The following is a 17,816-nucleotide window of genomic DNA, read 5'->3' as shown; positions in this document are numbered from 1 at the left end:
GTCGGGCCGCTCATGGTTGCGCGATGTCGGCGTAGTCGACTTCCACCACGTGGCCGGGGCCGGCGTCGAACAGCACGTAGAACTCACCGTCCGGGCGCTTGAAGGTAAGCGTCGAATCCTCGCCGAGCTTGCCGCCGACCAGTACCTGCTCGTCGTAGCCGATCACGTCCAGGGTCACCCCCGGGGCGCCGCTGCCGTCGGAGAAGCCGCCGGTGCATTTCACCTGGCCGGCGTCGACCGCTTTGCATTCGCACATCGGGTTGTGGGCCAGGGCAGGGCCTGCGGCCAGCATCAGTAGGGGCAGGGCGAGCCTGCGCATCAGGTGTTTCATGGTTTGCCTCCTTGTTTCTCGAGCCAGGCCACGGTGGCCGGCGAAGCCTTGGCGAGCGGGACCGACGCCTGGTGCATGCTGCCGTCCCAGCCTTCGATGGTGACCCACACCTGCGCGTCGGGCCGGGTGCGTGGTGGTACCGGCAGGTTGGTGCCCATGCGGTACGGCGCGCCGAAGAAGATGGTGCCGGCTGCACGCAGGCTGCGGGGTTTGCCGATGCGCAGGTAGACGGCCTTCACCTCATTGGTGCAGGCCTTGCACAACGCAGCATTGAAGGCTTTGAAATGGCCGGCCGGGCCGTCGGCGCGGGGCGCCTCGTCACGCAGTTCGGCCAGGTCCAGGCTGTATGGCCCGACCTGGATATCGCTGATCTGGTTCACCCCCAGCCCGGCATCGCCGCGGAACATTCTGGCGTCGGCGAAGTACTTGGGCATGAAATCCAGCGGGATGAGGATCAGCAGGATGTTCAGGTGGAAGCGCCACTTCAGCCAGAACTGTTTCAGCGGTGTGGCGGGTAGGGCTCGGGCCTGGTTCATGGCTGAATCTCCGCAGTGATGTCGCTGGCCCGCGCACGGGGTGCCCGTTCGCTGCGCTTGAGTGCAGCAGCGGTGGCCTGTGCGGTGCGTTTGGTCCAGATCAGCAGGCCGCTCAAGACCATCAGCGTCAGGACCAGGCCGAAGAAGAACCACACCAGCTTGATCGCGAGGCCGCCGAAGTCACCGGTATGCAAAGGCCGCATTGATTCGGTGACGAACTCCAGGGCGCTGCGGTCGCCAAGCAGGAACTGGCTGTCGACGACGCGGGTATAGGGGTTGACCGCGGCGCTTTGGAACATCAGCGGGTACCAGCCGCGCCCACCCAGGTCGATGTGACTGTAGGCGGTGGCAGGCAGCGAGATTAAGCTGATGTCGACGCCCGGGATGGCCAGGCCGGCGATGCGCACGGCCTCGTCCAGGTCGATGCGTGGCGCGGGGCTGCCATCGGTGCTCTGCGGCACCTGCTCACGGGCAATCACCGGTACCACCGGTTCGCTGGAAATGGTGATGTGATTGTCGCCGAGGATCGCCTGGATCAAGAACCATATGCCGGTTATCGAAATGACCGCGATGAACCAGATGGACCAGACGCCGGCCAGGCGATGCAGGTCGCCCCAGAAGATGCGCGAACCGTGGCCGGTGCGCACGGGTTTGAAAAAGCCTTTCCAGAACTTCTTGTACACGACCAGGCCGGTGACCAGCGATGCCAGCATGGGCAAGCCCAGCAGCGACACCAGGTACCAGCCCCAGCTGTACCCGTTGGTGAATGGCACCAGCCACCAGCCGTGCAGGGCACGGGTGAATGCCTCGAAGTTGAAGTCAGGCATCTTGCCCTGGATCGCCCCGGTGTATGGGTTGACGTACAGCGTCGGCGTGGTGCCATCGGCGAGGGTCACACGTGCCTTGATGGCGAAATGCGAGCCATCGGGCTGGCTCAACGAGCGCACGGACATGTCGGGTTCGGCCTGGTTAAGAGCGTCCAGCACTTGCTGAAAACTCAGGCGTTCGGCGCTGTCGTCGGGCTGGCTGGCACGCACATCGGGGTTGGCCAGCCAGACGATTTCCTGGCTGACCACGGCGAGCATGCCGGTGAAGCAGACGATCAGGACGAAGAACCAGATCGGCAGGGCGAGCCAGCTGTGGACCAGGAACCACAGCTTGGACTTGGATTTTTTCGGTGATTTGGCCATCAGTCGGTCTTCTGAAAATGAGGGTCGAGCTTATGCCCAACCACTGGGGCTGCATTTATAAAGACGAATGAGAATGGAAATCCTGCCGATTTAAATGCAAGCAAATGTTTCGGAAAGCACAAAGCCGGCAGGTGCGCGAGGCACCGTGCCGGCTTGTGAACGGCTGCGCGGGGAGATCAGGCGCTGGTCAGGGCGGCCACGGGTTGCGCTTTGCCTTGTTGGCGAGCCAGGTCGTGGTAAAGGGCCTGGCCGATTTCGGCTGCACGCGATGGCAGCACCGAGAGCAGGGTATCGCTCAGGCCATGGCTGTTTTCGCAGAATCCTTGCAGGTAAACCGATGCTTGCAGGTCCTGGCTCGCGAGTACGCGGTAGTTGCGGTCGACGGCAAAGTCTTCCAGGTAGCCTGCCAGCGGTGCGAGCAGGTCGCGGTGTGAGCGGCGCTCGTAGCCGGTGGCGAGAATGATCGCGTCGTAACGGTGCGTCTGCTGTTGGCCGGTGGCCAGGTCGCGCAGGGTCAGCTCGATGCCCTCGCGGGTGGCGACTACAGCGTCCACGTGGCGACGGCACAGCACGTTGTGGCGGAACTGATGGGACACCTTCTGGCGGTAGAGGATGCCGTAAATGCGCTCGATCAGGTCCAGGTCGACCACCGAGTAGTTGGTGTTGTGATATTCACCCAGCAGCTTGGCGCGCTGGTCAGCGGGTTCGTTGAAGACCAGGTCGGTGTAGTCCGGCGAGAAGATCTCGTTGACGAATGGGCTGTCGTCAGCCGGTTTGAGCGCGGACCCACGCAGCACCATGTCGACCTTTACCGACGGGTAGCTGTCGTTGAGGTCGATGAACGCTTCGGCAGCGCTCTGGCCGGAGCCGATCACCGCAATACGCATCGGCTTGCCTTCGGCACACGGCAGTTTGTTGAGGCTGCTCAAATACCGTGAGTGGTGGAACACACGAGGATCATCCTTGAACGCACCGAACTTTTCCGGAATTTTCGGCGTGCCGCCGCTGCCGACCACCACCGAGCGGGTGCGTCGGCTGTATTCGCGGCCTTCTCCATCGCGTGATACCAGGCGCAGGTGCTCGACCCGGCCGGCTTTGACTTCCGGCTCGATACGCAGCACTTCTTCGCCGTACACGGCCTGGGTGGCGAAATGCTCGGCAGCCCAGCGCAGGTAGTCGTTGTACTCCAGGCGGCAGGGATAGAAGGTGCCGAGGTTGATGAAGTCGGCCAGGCGTTGCTTCTGGTGCAGGTAATTGACGAAGCTGTAGGGGCTGGTGGGGTTGCGCAGCGAGACCAGGTCCTTGAGGAAAGAGATCTGCAGCTCACTCTGGGTGGCCAGGGTTTCGCCGTGCCAGCGGTATTCCTTCTGCTTGTCGATGAACAGTGCGTCGAGGGCATGGCCGTGGGTCTGCGCGAGCTCTTCCAGGGCGATGGCCAAGGCCAGGTTGGACGGGCCGAAGCCGACGCCGATCAGATCCTTGATGGTTTCCGTGTTTGAAGACTGGCTCATGGCTGCGATTCCATAACGGTCGAATGTGGGCGCCCGCCGGTGCTCCGGCTCCTGCGCGAGTACATTGGTTGGAACGAGCCACGTGGTGGGGAATTTACTGAAGCGCCGCGCAGGCGATGAGCTGCAGCCCTAAAGAATTGCGCAGCCGTGCCGATAGTGGGGTCAACGCAAGGACCTATTTGAAGGCAGGGGCTCGAACATGACAGGCATCTCAGCGGTCACCATCAACACGGCATCGGTGCAGGCTGCAAGCACGGCCCAGGCTGCCAGCGGCAGTGAAACCGAAAAAACCGACGACGCACAGAAGAGCGGCGCCCAGGCCGCGTCAACGGAAACCGCGAGGGCTCAGGGCGGCGGCGGCGCGCAAGGTGCGCAGCAGAGCGACGAGAGTTCCGAGCCCGCACACATCAAGCAACTGCGCGAGATGATCAAGAAGCTGCAGAAGCAGTTGGCCGATGAGCAAAAGCAACTGGCCAATCTGATGGCGCAGAAGATGGACGAGACGGCCAAGTTGGCCGCAGTGACGGGCAAGCAGGCAAGTATTGCCACGATCAATGGCGAGATCATGACTGCCACGGCACAACTGCTCGAAGCGTTGCAGAAGACCGGCGGCAGCAGTGCTGGCGGGATGGTCAGCACGCAGGCGTGAAGGGGTTGCATGGGCCATTCGCGGCTAACCCGCGAATGGCCCGCAGCGGTTAGTCCGAAGCCAACCGGCTTTTGGTCTGCCGGTCCGACTTGTACTGCATCGCCACTGCCGGTGCCGGCTTGGCTGCGCCGGTTTCCAGCCATTGGCGCATGCGGCTGGCATCGGCAAAGTGGGTGTACTTGCCGAAGGCGTCAAGGATCACCATGGCCACCGGGCGGTTATCCATGCGGGTCAGCAGTACCAGGCAATGGCCGGCTTCATTGGTGAAGCCGGTCTTGGTCAGTTTGATGTCCCAGTTGCTCTTGTTCACCAGGTGGTCGGTATTGCGGAAGCCCAGCGTGTAGTTGGGCTTGCGGAACGCCACGGTTTTCTCGCGGGTGGTCGACAGCTCGCTCAGCATCGGGTACTTGCGTGATGCCATCAGCAGCTTGGCGAGGTCGCGGGCGCTGGAAACGTTCTGCGTCGACAGGCCGGTCGGCTCCACGTAACGGGTATGCGCCATGCCCAGGCTGCGGGCCTTCGCATTCATCGCCTTGATGAATGCCGGGTAACCACCGGGGTAGTGGTTGGCCAGGGTGGTGGCGGCGCGGTTTTCCGACGACATCAAGGTGATCAGCAAGGTTTCGCGGCGGTTCAGCTCACTGCCCAGGCGTACGCGCGAGTAGACGCCTTTCATGTCCGGGTTGTTGGCGATGGTCATGGTGAGCATCTCATCCATGGGCAGCTTGGCGTCCAGCACCACCATCGCCGTCATCAGTTTGGTCACCGAGGCGATCGGCACCACGCGGTCGGCGTGGCTCGAATACAGTTCCTGGTTGGTGTTCAGGTCGATCAGCAGGGCGCTGCCGGAAGCCAGATGCAGCTTTGAAGGGTCGCGTTGAACCTGGGCAGGGGGTTGTGCAGCAGCGGTCGACGGGAGGGTCGCGGTACCTGTGAGCAACAGCAGCAGGCTGAGGATGGACAGGGATGTTTTCACGTTGAGGCTCACTAAAAGTTGGTATGTCGTTGGCTGTGCAAGGGTTTTCCCCCAAAAAACGCTCGCATTGTGGAGTATGGCTTAACGGCTGTCGATTGCTCGTTACACCACCCCATCGATATGAAAAAAGCTTCATGCTGTAACGGTTTTGCCGCATCCGTTCGTCGGTTTGGTCGGGCAAAAAAAGACCCGCCAAGCGGCGGGTCAGAACAGGCGTAGGGAGCAACGCACAACAAATTCGGTCAAGCGATCAGGCAGTCGGCTTGGAGCTGTTCGGCAAGCGCCTGGGCAGACGCGCGGGTGGCCAATGGGCCGCTCACCGCTTCGCCGTTGCTGACCAGGTACCAGCAAGCCAGCAGGCCCTTTTCACGCAGGGTAGACGGGACGGCGCTGCCGACAACGGACATGATATGGATAGTGGCCATGTGGACCTCCTGTAAAACATGGCCCTACCTTACGCAGCAGCCGGTCCGGTTTGAAATCAACTTGCTCAATAGTGCTCATTAGCTTTATCAACAGTTACCAGCGTGGCGGGCCGTAGTACACCGGTGGCGGGCCATAAACGCGATAGGCCGGCGGCGGTGGAGCCGGAACGTAATAGGGCTGGTAGTACACTGGAGGCGGCGGCGCCTGCACGTATACCGGGGGTGGCGGATAGTAAGCGGGCTGGCGCTCGACATAGACAGTACGGTCATGGCCGCCGGAAACCGTCGCCCCGACCACTGCCCCGACCACAGCAGCACCCAACAGGGGGCCTGGGCCATACCAGCCACCGCCGCCACCGTGGGCGGATGCATGCCCGCTGATGGCCAGGGCACCGACCAGCAGGGCGATTCCAGGAACAAGACGGTTCATGTGACTACCTCGTGATAAAACCCCGCGCTTGGGGCCTTATCAATATGACTCGGGTATCTGTCAGCTGAGCACAGGGAAATGGTAAAGGTTGTGTAAGCGACGACCAGTGGTGGCCTCTGTTACGCTGAATAAACGATTCAGGTTATGAACAAGGAGCAGGTTATGACGGTAACTCCCAGCAGAGACACGGTACTGTGCATTTCCCTGGCCGGCAGGCCGGGTACCTTTGGGGTGCGCTTTCATAACCATCTCTACCAGCAGTTGGGCCTGGATTATTACTACAAGGCGATGAGCACGGCTGACCTGCCCGCTGCTGTGGCGGGCATCCGGGCGTTGGGCATTCGGGGGTGCGGGGTTTCGATGCCGTACAAGGAGGCCTGCCTGGCATTGGTCGATGAGGTTGACCCGTCAGCCGCAGCCATCGAGTCGGTCAACACACTGGTCAATTGCGACGGCCACCTCAAGGCCTATAACACCGACTACCTTGCGGTGCGCCAATTGCTCGAACAGCATCGTGTCGACCCGGCCACTGCCTTTGCCCTGCGCGGCAGTGGCGGCATGGCCAAGGCGGTTGCCAGCGCGCTGCGCGATGCGGGGTTCAAGGAAGGCATCATCGTGGCGCGCAACGAGCAGGCCGGGCGGCAACTGGCGGACGTGTGTGGTTATCGCTGGGTGGCCGAGCTGGGTGATCGTTGCCCGCCAATGTTGGTGAACGTGACGCCAATTGGCATGGCGGGCGGCCCGCAAGCGCAGGAGCTGGCCTTCAGCGAGGCCGCCATAGCAGCAGCCGAACGGGTGTTCGATGTGGTGGCGATGCCGGCGCTGACGCCACTGATTCGCCGGGCCCAGGCGTTGGGCAAACCGGTGATCACCGGCTTGGAGGTGATTGCACTTCAGGCGCTGGAGCAGTTTGTGTTGTATACCGGGGTGCGGCCGACGGCGGAGCAGGTTGACGCTGCCGTGGCTTACGCGCGGGATATCTAGTTTGCCTGCGCCGGCCCCTTCGCGGGGCAAGCCCGCTCCCACAGGTGTTCATACTTCCTGAGGGGGCGGGCTTGCCCCGCGAAGAGGCCAGTGCTGCCAGCACCTCAGAAGGCTTTATGCCCTTCGTCCAGCCGTTGATCCACCAAGGCCCTGCCATGCGCCAAGGACACATGCTGAGCGTGCTCAAGGTCTGAGAAGAACTTCATCGGCATCGACAATCGTCTGCTGGTGTGGCCTTCAGGGTCGGTGATCAGGCAGCCGGCCGCATAGGGAAGAGGGGAGTCTGGGTGAGGCATCACGCTGGCGGTGATGGTGTGGTCGCGGTATTCACAGTGAAGAGATTGCATCGTCCTTACCTCGCTGTGGCTAGTGAAGCGCTTACCTTCATATACCACAGCAAGGGGCCGGGAGTTCCCGGCCCGACGAGCGCGAGCCGACGAGGCTCGCAACGCGTGCTCAGCCTTTGAGTTCGGCTGGCTGGATCACTTCGACCCAGTAACCGTCCGGGTCCTTGACGAACGCCAGGTGGTTCATGCGGCCATCGGCCAGGCGCTTCTGGAACGGTACATCCAGTGCCTCGAAGCGTGCACAGGCAACGCGCACATCCGGCACCGAGATGCAGATGTGGCCAAAGCCGCGTGGGTCGGTGTTGCCGTTGTGGTAGGCGAACTCCGGGTCGTTCTCGGTGCCGTGGTTGTGGGTCAGCTCCAGCACGCCAGGGATTGACTTCATCCACTGGTGGCGCGCGGCGTCATCGGCAGGGATTTGCGCCGGGTCGACCAGCGCCAGGAAGTACAGGCTGAAGGCCGCTTCCGGGAAGTCCCGTTTATCGACCAGGCGGAAGCCCAGCACGCGGGTGTAGAAATCCAACGATTTCTCGATGTCCTTGACCCGCAGCATGGTGTGGTTGAAGACGAAGTTGGCGGTAGCGGCGTCAGGCTGTGCGGTGACACCTGGCAGGGTTTGCAGATCGTGCAGGCTCATGGGTACTCCAGAGACGAGGCTGGCAGCGGGGCCAGCGGAACAGACAGGGGGCCATGATACGGCAGTGAAGCGATTGCGCAAATGAAAGCGCCCTGCACAAGGCAGGGCGCTGGAAGAGAGGCCCGCATGTGCGGGCGCGTGATGGGGTCGCTAGTCCTTTAGCTGTCTCGATACTGAGCCAGCCGTTGTGAAAAAAGTGTGAAGCAAGTGTTGACGTTTCATCAGCGTAGCCAACTTTCCACCGTGCCGGCGCCATACTGTTCTTTCCACGCCTTGAGGCCTCGGTGGTTACCACCTTTGGTCTCGATCAGCTCGCCGGTGTGCGGGTTTTCATACACTTTCACCACGCGCGCACGGCGCTGCTGTTTCGGGGCGCTGGCTGCGCCGCGGGTAACGGCCTTCGGGTCGAGAATGGCGATGATATCGCGCAGACCTTTGTCATAGCTTTTCATCAGGCCGACTAGTTTCTGCTCGAATTCGATTTCGCGTTTTAGGCCGGCATCCTTTTTCAGCGCCTCCAGTTGAGCCATCTGTTCCTGGAGCGCTTTTTCGGCAGCACGAAACTCTGCAAGTCTGGACACTGTAATCACTCCTGTACGTCATCCGTGGCAGGCGCGACGAACATTGAAGCGAATTAACGCCGGCCACGCGGGTGGGTAAAACTGTTCGCTGATATCGAGTGTAGACATTAGTAGCAGTTGGGTAAACCGCAAACTTTTCCAAGTAAGACGGGAACTTTACAAGTTTTCCGAGCGGTGGCTTCGAGCGTTTCTCGCTGCCCACTCCAGTGCCTGTAGACCATGGTCCAATGGTGTATTCCAGAGCCTGTGCGCGATCATTTCAGATGATGGCTGAATGCTCTTCGGCCGCGTCGCATCAGCGTGGCACAGCGTTGCCCCGTATTGTTTTTTCGCCTGACTTTGGATCTTCCCTCGCATGTTTGCCCCCCTTCCTCTCGCCCCCGGGCGCCGTGTTGCCGGCCTGTTGCTGTTGTGTGCTGGCGCGCATGCCCAGGCCGCCGGTTTCCTAGAAGACAGCAGTGCCAAGGTTGAAGCGCGCAATGTCTATTTCAACCGGGACTTCCGTGACGGCCACAGCAGTTCCAGCCAGGGTGCGTCCAAGCGCGAAGAATGGGCGCAAGGTTTCATTCTCAATGTCCAGTCCGGTTATACCCAAGGCCCGGTAGGCGTTGGCGTGGATGCGCTGGGCATGTTCGGTTTCAAGCTCGACTCCAGCCCGGCGGACAGTAACAGCGGCTTGCTGCCGTCTACAGGTCATGACCCACGGCACGCTGCCGACCAGTATGCGAAGATGGGCCTGGCCGCCAAGGTCAAGGTGTCCAACACCGTGCTCAAGTACGGTTCGATGATGCCGGATGTGCCGCTGTTGAAATACAACGATGGCCGCCTGTTGCCGACTATGTTCCACGGCGCCATGCTCACGTCCGAAGAACGCCATGACCTGAAGTTCACCCTGGCCCGCCTGAACAAATACACCGCGCGAGATTCCACTGATCGCCAAGACATTCGCGTGCACTGCAAGAACAAGCGTTATGCCTGCGATATCGAAGCCGACCACTTTGATTTGGCCGGCCTGGATTACCGCTTCAATGACCGGCTCAGCGCCCAGTATCAGGTGGCCAAGCTGGAAAACATCTACCGCCAGCACTTTCTTGGCCTGGTGGCCAGCCAGCCGCTCGCGCTCGGCAGCCTTTCGGCCGACCTGCGCCTGATCAAAAGTGACGACATCGGCAACGCCCGCGCTGGCGAGATCGACCATCGCGCCTTCAGCGGCATGCTCGGCTACAGCCTGGGCGGGCACAAGATCAGCGCCGGCTGGCAACGCATGTATGGCGAAAGTGCCATGCCGTACCTCGATGGCAGCAACCCGTACCTGGTCAACTATGCGCAGGTCAACGACTTCGCCGCCGCCCAGGAGCGCTCCTGGCAGCTGCGTTACGACTACGACTTCAAGGCCCTCGGCGTGCCCGGGCTGACGTTCTTCACCCGCTACATCAACGGCGACCACATCAAGGTCCCGGGCAGTAACGCCGAAGGCAAGGAATGGGAACGCGATACCGAGTTCAAGTACCAGGTGCAAACCGGCACCTTCAAAGATGTCAGCGTGCGCCTGCGTAACTCCACGTACCGCAGCAACTATGAGAAGTGGGCACGCGATATGGACGAGACGCGGGTGATCGTCAGCTACAACTTCGCGATCTTCTAAGCGCGCTTTGCCAAACACCCGTAGCCGGCCGACAATGGCAGCTGGTTATTGTCCAGGGCGCTGTGATGAAAGACCTGTTGCTGATTGGTATCGGCCCGGGCGACCCTCGCCAGGTGACCTATGAGGCGGTCGAGGCGCTGCGCCGCGCCACGCTGTTCTTCGTGCTCGACAAGGGCACGGACAAGGACGAACTGGTGCGGCTGCGCAAGGCCATCCTGGAACGCTATCGGCCTGAAGGCGGCTATCGCCTGGTGCAGGTAGCGGACCCGCAGCGCGATGGCGAGGCCAGTGATTATGTGGCGTCGGTTCAGGATTGGCACCGTCAGCGTGCCGCGCTGTATGCCCGGCTGATCACGGATGAGATGGCCAGCGGCGACATTGGCGCCTTTCTGCTCTGGGGCGAGCCGGGCCTGTATGACAGTACCCTGCGCATTCTTCAGCGGCTCCGCGAATGCGGCCTGTCGCTGCGTTTGCAGGTGATCCCCGGCATCAGCAGTGTTCAGGCGCTGGCGGCGCGCCATCAGGTGCCGCTCAACCGTATCGGCGAACCGTTGGTCGTGTTGCCAGGACGCCGCCTGGCGGAGCAGGGGCGCCTGGACAATGTGGTGGTGATGCTCGATGGGCAGTGCGCGTTTGCCGCGCTCGATGACCCTGGGCTGGTGATCTACTGGGGGGCTTACCTGGGCACGGACGACGAGCTGCTGATTGCCGGGCCATTGCAGGCGGTCAAGGCGCGGATCCTTGAAGTGCGGGAGGAGGCGAGGGCGCGCAAGGGGTGGATCATGGATACTTACCTGTTGCGGCGAGAATCGTAGCGCTGCGTGGGCCCCTTCGCGGGCTTGCCCGCGAAGAATCCACTGTTTACTCAGGACTTGCCCAGAATGGCGACCACCTTGTCACGCAGCTGATCAATGCTGAACGGCTTGCCAATCATGTGCATGCCCTCCGGCACGTTGAGGCTTTCGGCATAACCGCTGGCAAACAACACCGGCAACACTGGCCGCAGTGCACGGGCCTTGGCGGCCAGTTCTTCGCCGCGCATGTCCGGCAGGCCCACGTCAGTCATCAGCAGCGCCAGCGGCTGTTGCGGGTCTTCAAGGATTTTGAGCGCAGCGCTGGCGCAGTCCGCCTCGATCGCCGCATAGCCCAGTTCGTCGAGCACTTCGACCATCAGCATACGGACGATGTCGTCATCTTCGACTACCAAGAGGTGCATTGTTTGATCCTGTACCAGAAGAATGTCTTTATTCTGTGCGCCGGGTGGCGGCAGAAGTTCCCTGAGGATACCGATCGTTGCAATTGGAGGGAACGATTGGCGAACGCAGTCTTCAAATACTGGCTAAATGCCCTGCCTCAGCCGCTAAAGCTGGTTAGAATCGCTGATAATCGGTGAGTGCGGCGGCAGGTAAATCTGGCGTTTTCGCCACACCGTTCTATGGACTTTTTTTCGCTCGGGCGTTTTCACATGATTCAAGCTGCCTCGATGGACCAGCAAAGCTTTCGCAAGCTGTTGAGCCGCAACGTTGGCCTGCCTTTGGGGGTAGGCTTGCTGGGCGCCGTGGCCTTTGTCGCGGTGATCAGCTACCTGCTGTCGGCCATGCAATGGGTCGAGCACACCGATCGGGTGATCGGTAATGCCAACGAAACGGTCAAGCTGTCGATCGACATGGAAACCGGCATGCGCGGCTTCCTGATCACCGGCGACGAGCGCTTCCTCGACCCCTACGAGGTGGCCAAGCCGAAGATCATCGGCAGCCTGCAGAGCCTGCGCGGCATGGTCGAGGACAACCCGCAGCAGGTTGACCGCATCGACCGGCTGGTGGCCCTGCAGCAGGCCTGGAACGAGTTTGGCAACGAAATGATCAACCAGCGCCGCGCTGGCGGTGACTACCGTGAGTCGGTCGGCAATGGCCGCGGCAAGCGCATCACCGATGAAATCCGCAAGGAGTTCGACGACCTGGTCGGCACCGAGCAGCAACTGCGCATGGCCCGTAACGAAAAGGTCAGCAGCGTCACGGTAACGGCCATTTCCGCCTTCGTGCTGTTGATCGTCGGCCTCAGCGCACTGCTGGCCTACCTGGGCCGCCGTGACCTGCTGGCACTGTCGAACAGTTATGACGACAACCTCAAGGCCCAGCAGCGCTCGGCCGAACGCCTGGAGCACCAGGCGTGGCTGCGCAACGGCCAGACCCAACTGGCCGAACAGGTATTGGGGCAACTGACCCTGCCGATGCTGGGTGACAACATCCTGCGCTTCTTCGCCAGCTACCTGGGCAGTGTGGTCGGTGCCCTGTACGTGCGTGATGGCCATGGCCGCCTGGTGCGCGTGGCCACCTATGGCCTGGACGCCGAGGAGCAGGCCCGCGAACAGGTGCTGGCCGCCCACGACGGGCTGCTGGCCCAGGCGGTCCGTGAAGGCCGCCTGCTGCGCCTGGATGACTTGCCGCAAGACTACTACCGCCTGAGTTCCGGCCTGGGCAGCGGCCTGCCGCGCAGCGCCTTGCTGATGCCGGCCAGCGAGGATGGCCAGATCAACGGGGTGATCGAACTGGGCTTCCTGCGCCCGCTGCAGGAGCGTGACGACGAACTGCTGGAGCGGGTCGGCGGCAACCTCGGCATGTCCATCGAAAGCGCCCGTTACCGCCAGCGCCTGCAGGAAGTGCTGGCTGAAACCCAGCAGCTCAACGAAGAGCTGCAGGTGCAGCAGGAAGAGCTCAAGACCGCCAACGAAGAGCTCGAAGAGCAATCGCGCGTGCTCAAAGAGTCCCAGGCGCACCTGGAAACCCAGCAGGCCGAGCTTGAGCAGACCAACGAGCAGCTGTCCGAACGCACCGATGCCCTTGACCGCAAGAACGACGAGCTGAGCCAGGCCCAGGAAGAACTGCAGGCCCGTGCCGACGACCTGCAACGCTCGAGCAAGTACAAGTCCGAGTTCCTCGCCAATATGTCCCACGAGCTGCGCACGCCGCTCAACAGCTCGCTGATCCTGGCCAAGTTGCTGGCCGAGAACGGTGAGGGCAACCTCAGTGCCGAACAGATCAAGTTTGCCGAGTCGATCTATTCGGCCGGCAACGACCTGTTGAACTTGATCAACGACATCCTCGACATCGCCAAGGTCGAAGCCGGCAAGCTCGAAATGCGCCCCGAAACCACTCGGCTGGAGCGCTTGGTCGAAGGCCTGCGCGGCATGTTCCTGCCGCTGGCCGAGCACAAGGGCCTGGCCTTCGAGGTCAAGGTCGAGCCGCAGGTACCGGTCACGCTGTTCACCGACCGCCAGCGCCTGGAGCAGATCCTCAAGAACCTGCTGTCCAACGCCATCAAGTTCACCGACCACGGCCAGGTCACCATGACCATCAGCTACCAGGCGGGCACCGGCATCGTGTTCGCCGTGCGCGATTCCGGCATCGGTATCGCAGCAGACCAGCAGCAGGCGATCTTCGGTGCGTTCCACCAGGTCGACGGCAGCAGCAACCGTCGCTATGGCGGCACCGGCCTTGGCCTGTCCATTTCCCGCGACCTGGCGCACTTGCTGGGCGGGCAGATCAGCGTCGACAGCAGCCCTGGCCAGGGCAGCGTGTTCAGCCTGATCGTGCCCGAGCGTTACGAGGCCGAGGCAGAAGAGGTCGAGGCCCTCAGCCTGCGGCCTGCGGTCGACAGCCTGCCGCCGGCACCCCAGATCGCCAGCGCTGTGGCGCCCAAACTGCTGGCACCTGCCTTTGCCGATGACCGCGACCGGGCACCGTTCAGCAACCGCTGCATCCTGGTCATCGAAGACGAACCGAACTTTGCCCGCATCCTCTTCGACCTGGCCCATGAACTGGGCTACAGCTGCCTGGTCGCCCAGGGCGCCGACGAAGGCTTTGCGCTGGCCGCGCAGTACATCCCCGATGCGATCCTGCTGGACATGCGCCTGCCCGACCATTCCGGCCTGACCGTGCTGCAGCGCCTGAAGGAGTTGGCCAGCACCCGGCACATCCCGGTGCACATCATTTCGGTCGAAGACCGCGTCGAGGCGGCCATGCACATGGGCGCAGTGGGTTACGCGGTCAAACCGACCAGCCGCGAAGAGCTCAAGGAGGTGTTCGGCCGCCTGGAAGCGAAGCTTACGCAGAAGCTCAAGCACATCCTGCTGGTGGAAGATGACGACCTGCAGCGCGAGAGCATCGCCCGCCTGATCGGCGATGATGATATCGAGATCACCGCCGTGGCCATGGCCCAGGATGCCCTGGCGCTGCTGCGCGAAAACATCTACGACTGCATGATCATCGACCTCAAGCTGCCAGACATGCTCGGCAACGAACTGCTCAAGCGCATGACCGCCGAGGACATCCGTTCCTTCCCGCCGGTGATCGTCTACACCGGGCGCAACCTCACCCGCGAAGAAGAGACCGAACTGCTCAAGTACTCGCGCTCGATCATCATCAAGGGCGCCCGCTCGCCAGAGCGCCTGCTCGACGAAGTGACGCTGTTCCTGCACAAAGTCGAATCGCAGTTGTCCCATGAACGCCAGCGCATGCTCAAGACCGCACGCAGCCGCGACAAGGTGTTCGAGGGCCGCAAGATACTGCTGGTGGATGACGATGTGCGTAACATCTTCGCCCTGACCAGCGCCCTGGAGCACAAGGGCGCCATCGTCGAGATCGGCCGCAACGGGCGCGAGGCCATCGAGCGCCTGGAGCAGCATGACGACATCGACCTGGTGCTGATGGATGTGATGATGCCCGAGATGGACGGCTTCGAGGCTACCCGGCTGATCCGTCAGCAACCGCGCTGGCGCAAGCTGCCGATCATCGCCGTGACCGCCAAGGCGATGAAGGATGACCAGCAGCGATGCCTGCAGGCTGGCGCCAATGATTACCTGGCCAAACCGATCGACCTGGACCGCTTGTTCTCGTTGATCCGCGTATGGCTGCCGCAACTGGAGCGAATTTGACTAGCGAGCGCAACACCGACATCGAGATCCGGCTGCTGATCGAGGCGATCTACCTCAAGTACAGCTACGATTTTCGCAACTACTCCGGCGCTTCGATCAAGCGCCGCATCTTGCACGCCCTGCGCCAGTTCGACTGCCTGACGGTGTCGGCGCTGCAGGAGCGGGTGCTGCACGACCCGGGCATGTTCATGCAGTTGCTGCAGTTCCTGACGATCCCGGTCAGCGAGATGTTCCGCGACCCGAGCCACTTCCTTGCCCTGCGCAACGAAGTGGTGCCGCTGCTGCGCACCTGGCCTTCGATCAAGATCTGGATCGCTGGCTGCAGCACCGGCGAGGAGGTGTACTCGATGGCTATCCTCTTGCGTGAGGAAGGCCTGCTCGAGCGCACCATCATCTACGCCACCGACATCAACCCGCGCTCGCTGGACAAGGCCAAGCAGGGCATCTATTCGATGCAGAGCATGCGCGAGTATGAGGAAAACTACCGCCTGGCCGGCGGCCGCCGTGATTTCACCGAGTACTACACCGCCGCCTACGGCAACGCCATCATGGACAGCACCCTGCGCGACAACGTGACCTTCGCCGACCACAGCCTGGCCACCGACAGCGTGTTCTCCGAAACCCAGCTGGTGTCGTGCCGCAACGTGCTGATCTATTTCAACAAGGACCTGCAGGACCGGGCCTTGGGCCTGTTCCATGAGTCCTTGTGCCACCGCGGTTTTCTGGTGCTGGGCAGCAAGGAATCGGTGGATTTCTCCGCTTACAGCGATCGCTTCGAGCCGTTGGTCAAGCCCGAACGGATCTTCCGCAAATCATGAACGGCGTTCGTGCGGTGGTGATCGGTGCCTCGGCGGGCGGCGTGCAGGCGTTGTTCCAGGTACTCGGCGGCTTGCCGCCGGGCTTTGTCACGCCGGTAGTGTGCGTGCTGCACCTGCCCGACGACCGTCACAGCCAGTTGGCCGAAGTGCTGCAGCGGCGCCTGAACAGGCCGGTGCGCGAGGCCTGTGACAAGCAGGCCATCGAGGCAGGGCTGATCTACGTAGCCACGCCCGGTTATCACCTGTCGGTGGAAAACGACTTCAGCCTGTCGCTGAGCCAGGAGGACCCGGTGCACTTCTCCCGCCCGGCGATTGATTTCCTGTTCTTCTCGGCGGCCGACGCTTACGGCGATGGCCTGCTCGGCATCCTGCTGACCGGGGCCAATGAGGATGGCGCCAAAGGCCTTGCCCATATCAAGAACAGCGGCGGCCGGACTGTGGTCCAGGACCCCCGCGACGCCCAAGTGGCGCTGATGCCGGAGGCCGCACTGGCCCTGCACCAGCCTGACCATATTCTTACTCTGAGCGGTATCGGGCAATTGCTCGCTACCCTGGAAGCCAGCGCATGTTAAGCCTCACCACCGCCAAACTGCTGATCGTCGACGATCTGCCGGAAAACCTGCTGGCCCTCGACGCCCTGATCAAGGGCGAGGACCGCGAGGTGCACCAGGCGCAGTCTGCCGAAGATGCATTGTCGTTGCTGCTTGAGCACGAATTCGCCCTGGCCATCCTCGACGTGCAGATGCCGGGCATGAACGGCTTCGAGCTGGCCGAGCTGATGCGCGGCACGGAAAAGACCCGCAATATTCCGATCGTCTTCGTCACCGCGGCCGGGCGTGAGATGAACTACGCCTTCAAGGGCTACGAAAGCGGCGCGGTGGATTTTCTGCACAAGCCGCTCGACACCTTGGCGGTGAAGAGCAAGGTGTCGGTGTTCGTCGACCTGTACCGCCAGCGCAAGGTGCTCGACCGGCAGTTGCAGGCCTTGGAGCGCAGCCGCCAGGAGCAGGAACTGCTGCTGACCCAGTTGCAGGTGGCGCGCGGCGAGCTTGAGCACGCCGTGCGCATGCGCGATGACTTCATGTCGATTGTCTCGCACGAGGTGCGCACGCCGCTCAATGGCCTGATCCTCGAAACCCAGTTGCGCAAGATGCACCTGAGCCGTGGCAACCACGACGCATTCAGCGCCGACAAACTGCAGGCCATGGTCGAGCGTGACGAGCGGCAGATCAACAGCCTGATTCGGCTGATCGAAGACATGCTCGATGTCTCGCGCATCCGTACCGGTAAACTGTCGCTGCGGCCCAAGCTGTTCGACCTCGCCGCCCTGGTGCGTGGCCTGGTGGAGAATTTCGGTGCTCAGGCCGCGGCGTTGGGCACGCACATCGACCTGCAGCGCTGCGAGGCACTGCAAGGTGAGTGGGATGAATTCCGGATTGAACAAGTGGTGGCCAACCTGTTGTCCAATGCGTTGCGGTATGGCGAACGCCAACCCGTCGAGGTGCGGGTGTTCGAGCAGGGGGAGTGTGCCTGGGTGCAGGTGCAGGACCACGGCATTGGGATCAGCGAGGCCAACCAGCAGCGGATCTTCCAGCAGTTCGAGCGTGTGGCCACGCAACAGGCCAGCGGTGGGCTGGGGTTGGGGTTGTACATCTCGGAGCAGATCGTGCAGGCCCACGGCGGGCGGATTCAGGTGGAGAGTGAAGAGGGCAAGGGTGCCACGTTCAGCCTGCAATTGCCGCTGACGCGGCGGACAGAACAAAACGACCAGGTGCGGGCAACCTCTGCCTGAGCCTGGGGTCAGATGGCCAACTGTATGAATT

The 17,816-nt window shown here is 62.1% G+C and carries 19 protein-coding genes; 8 read left to right on the top strand and 11 right to left on the bottom strand.

The window, feature by feature from the left end; translation table 11 throughout:
- Positions 1-10 precede the first annotated feature (10 nt).
- The 4 genes from ACNQPL_RS17295 to ACNQPL_RS17280 form a co-directional block, all read right to left on the bottom strand.
- A complete protein-coding gene (locus ACNQPL_RS17295; RefSeq protein WP_346612973.1) occupies positions 11-331 on the bottom strand; it encodes a hypothetical protein in 321 nt (106 codons plus the stop codon).
- Positions 328-867 carry a thiamine pyrophosphate-binding protein gene (locus tag ACNQPL_RS17290; RefSeq protein ID WP_416467346.1) on the bottom strand — a complete coding sequence of 180 codons (540 nt, stop codon included), beginning with the start codon at positions 865-867 and terminating at the stop codon, positions 328-330. The genes ACNQPL_RS17295 and ACNQPL_RS17290 overlap by 4 nt, the downstream gene beginning before the upstream one ends.
- Positions 864-2,057: a PepSY domain-containing protein gene (locus ACNQPL_RS17285; RefSeq protein WP_346612975.1), complete on the bottom strand. Its 1,194-nt coding sequence runs from the start codon at positions 2,055-2,057 to the stop codon at positions 864-866. The genes ACNQPL_RS17290 and ACNQPL_RS17285 overlap by 4 nt, the downstream gene beginning before the upstream one ends.
- Before the next feature lie 176 nt (positions 2,058-2,233).
- Entirely contained in the window at positions 2,234-3,568 is a 1,335-nt protein-coding gene (locus tag ACNQPL_RS17280) for a lysine N(6)-hydroxylase/L-ornithine N(5)-oxygenase family protein (protein WP_416467345.1), read from the bottom strand.
- Between the two features lie 199 nt (positions 3,569-3,767).
- On the opposite strand from ACNQPL_RS17280, the gene ACNQPL_RS17275 reads away from it, so the two are divergent.
- Positions 3,768-4,217 carry a hypothetical protein gene (locus ACNQPL_RS17275; protein ID WP_416467343.1) on the top strand — a complete coding sequence of 150 codons (450 nt, stop codon included), beginning with the start codon at positions 3,768-3,770 and terminating at the stop codon, positions 4,215-4,217.
- A 49-nt stretch (positions 4,218-4,266) separates the two neighbouring features.
- On the opposite strand, the gene pbpG is transcribed toward ACNQPL_RS17275, so the two are convergent.
- The 3 genes from pbpG to ACNQPL_RS17260 form a co-directional block, all read right to left on the bottom strand.
- On the bottom strand, positions 4,267-5,193 hold the full coding sequence (pbpG, locus tag ACNQPL_RS17270) for a D-alanyl-D-alanine endopeptidase (RefSeq protein ID WP_346612978.1): 927 nt from the start codon (positions 5,191-5,193) through the stop codon (positions 4,267-4,269).
- Positions 5,194-5,435: 242 nt separating this feature from the next.
- Positions 5,436-5,618 carry a hypothetical protein gene (locus ACNQPL_RS17265; RefSeq protein WP_346612979.1) on the bottom strand — a complete coding sequence of 61 codons (183 nt, stop codon included), beginning with the start codon at positions 5,616-5,618 and terminating at the stop codon, positions 5,436-5,438.
- A 94-nt stretch (positions 5,619-5,712) separates the two neighbouring features.
- On the bottom strand, positions 5,713-6,048 hold the full coding sequence (locus ACNQPL_RS17260) for a hypothetical protein (RefSeq protein WP_416467342.1): 336 nt from the start codon (positions 6,046-6,048) through the stop codon (positions 5,713-5,715).
- A gap of 162 nt (positions 6,049-6,210) precedes the next feature.
- On the opposite strand from ACNQPL_RS17260, the gene ACNQPL_RS17255 reads away from it, so the two are divergent.
- Entirely contained in the window at positions 6,211-7,032 is an 822-nt protein-coding gene (locus ACNQPL_RS17255; RefSeq protein WP_346612981.1) for a shikimate 5-dehydrogenase, read from the top strand.
- A 104-nt stretch (positions 7,033-7,136) separates the two neighbouring features.
- Here the strand turns inward: ACNQPL_RS17255 and ACNQPL_RS17250 are convergent, their stop codons facing one another.
- The 3 genes from ACNQPL_RS17250 to ACNQPL_RS17240 all read right to left on the bottom strand — a co-directional run bounded on the left by ACNQPL_RS17250 (position 7,137) and on the right by ACNQPL_RS17240 (position 8,597).
- Entirely contained in the window at positions 7,137-7,379 is a 243-nt protein-coding gene (locus ACNQPL_RS17250; protein WP_346612982.1) for a hypothetical protein, read from the bottom strand.
- A gap of 109 nt (positions 7,380-7,488) precedes the next feature.
- Complete coding sequence (gloA, locus tag ACNQPL_RS17245) at positions 7,489-8,016, bottom strand: lactoylglutathione lyase (protein ID WP_416467341.1); 528 nt, start codon at positions 8,014-8,016, stop codon at positions 7,489-7,491.
- A 221-nt stretch (positions 8,017-8,237) separates the two neighbouring features.
- Entirely contained in the window at positions 8,238-8,597 is a 360-nt protein-coding gene (locus ACNQPL_RS17240) for a histone-like nucleoid-structuring protein, MvaT/MvaU family (RefSeq protein ID WP_346612984.1), read from the bottom strand.
- Between the two features lie 355 nt (positions 8,598-8,952).
- On the opposite strand from ACNQPL_RS17240, the gene ACNQPL_RS17235 reads away from it, so the two are divergent.
- On the top strand, positions 8,953-10,242 hold the full coding sequence (locus tag ACNQPL_RS17235) for an OprD family porin (RefSeq protein WP_416467340.1): 1,290 nt from the start codon (positions 8,953-8,955) through the stop codon (positions 10,240-10,242).
- A 65-nt stretch (positions 10,243-10,307) separates the two neighbouring features.
- A complete protein-coding gene (gene cobF, locus ACNQPL_RS17230; protein ID WP_416467339.1) occupies positions 10,308-11,057 on the top strand; it encodes a precorrin-6A synthase (deacetylating) in 750 nt (249 codons plus the stop codon).
- 50 nt (positions 11,058-11,107) lie between these two features.
- On the opposite strand, the gene ACNQPL_RS17225 is transcribed toward cobF, so the two are convergent.
- A complete protein-coding gene (locus ACNQPL_RS17225; protein ID WP_346612987.1) occupies positions 11,108-11,458 on the bottom strand; it encodes a response regulator in 351 nt (116 codons plus the stop codon).
- Positions 11,459-11,707: 249 nt separating this feature from the next.
- Here ACNQPL_RS17225 and ACNQPL_RS17220 point away from each other — a divergent pair, with 249 nt between their 5' ends.
- The 4 genes from ACNQPL_RS17220 to ACNQPL_RS17205 are packed head-to-tail and all read left to right on the top strand — an operon-like array spanning position 11,708 to position 17,785.
- Positions 11,708-15,175 (top strand): response regulator, encoded by a 3,468-nt coding sequence (locus ACNQPL_RS17220; protein WP_416467338.1) that lies wholly within the window; start codon positions 11,708-11,710, stop codon positions 15,173-15,175.
- On the top strand, positions 15,172-15,993 hold the full coding sequence (locus tag ACNQPL_RS17215) for a CheR family methyltransferase (protein WP_346612989.1): 822 nt from the start codon (positions 15,172-15,174) through the stop codon (positions 15,991-15,993). The genes ACNQPL_RS17220 and ACNQPL_RS17215 overlap by 4 nt, the downstream gene beginning before the upstream one ends.
- The gene (locus ACNQPL_RS17210) at positions 15,990-16,565 is read left to right on the top strand and encodes a chemotaxis protein CheB (protein WP_346612990.1); all 576 of its coding nucleotides are present in this window, start codon (positions 15,990-15,992) and stop codon (positions 16,563-16,565) included. Before ACNQPL_RS17215 ends, ACNQPL_RS17210 begins: the two co-directional genes overlap by 4 nt.
- Positions 16,559-17,785 carry a hybrid sensor histidine kinase/response regulator gene (locus ACNQPL_RS17205; RefSeq protein ID WP_346612991.1) on the top strand — a complete coding sequence of 409 codons (1,227 nt, stop codon included), beginning with the start codon at positions 16,559-16,561 and terminating at the stop codon, positions 17,783-17,785. Before ACNQPL_RS17210 ends, ACNQPL_RS17205 begins: the two co-directional genes overlap by 7 nt.
- The last annotated feature ends 31 nt before the right edge of the window (positions 17,786-17,816 follow it).

The organism is Pseudomonas sp. LFS044, from assembly GCF_047978245.1.
Lineage (GTDB): Bacteria > Pseudomonadota > Gammaproteobacteria > Pseudomonadales > Pseudomonadaceae > Aquipseudomonas.
This window is presented reverse-complemented; position numbering and strand designations above follow the sequence as displayed.